This is a genomic window from Sulfurovum xiamenensis (genome assembly GCF_030347995.1).
Taxonomy (GTDB): Bacteria; Campylobacterota; Campylobacteria; order Campylobacterales; family Sulfurovaceae; genus Sulfurovum; species Sulfurovum xiamenensis.
Map to the genome: position 1 here is coordinate 1 of NZ_JAQIBC010000025.1, position 634 is coordinate 634.

The window sequence follows — 634 nt, forward strand, 5'->3', positions numbered from 1 at the left end:
AAAAGCGGTAAAAAGATTTGCACAAAATAACCCACACAGACTTAAGGCATATGCAGAAAATTCAAAAGCATATGTTGCGCATATGGGTGGAAAAGGTGACTTCTACGGACATGAAAAATCTGTAACATCAGCTAAAGACCAAAAAGTAACAATTGCACTTAACGGTAAAGAGTTAACTACAATTGATGCACTTGCTGGTGAAGTACTTGATGGTACATTCATGTCAGTTGCTGCACTTAGAGAGTTCTATAAAAAAACGATCCAAGATGCTAAAGAAGAAGGACTTATCTGGTCACTTCACTTGAAAGCAACGATGATGAAGATCTCTGACCCGATTATGTTCGGTCACGCATTTGAGATATTCTTCGAAGATGTATTCGCTAAACATGCAGATACATTTGCCGAGCTTGGAGTGAACCCTAACCTTGGTATGTCAGACCTTGAGAAAAAGATCGCTGGTCATGCAAAAGAAGCTGAGATCAAAGCTGATTTCCTAGCAGCTGTTGAATCAGATGCTCCAAAGATCGCAATGGTTGATTCTGATAAAGGTGAAACTAACTTCAACGCATCGAATGATGTTATTATCGATGCTTCTATGCCAGTTGTGGTAAGAGAAGGTGGTAAGCAGTGGGAT

Annotated in this window: 1 protein-coding gene; it reads left to right on the forward strand. The window is 39.7% G+C overall.

Features of this window, described 5'->3' with window-relative positions; genetic code table 11:
* The coding region (locus PF327_RS11395) for an NADP-dependent isocitrate dehydrogenase (RefSeq protein ID WP_289402674.1) at positions 1-634 on the forward strand (634 nt) is incomplete at both ends.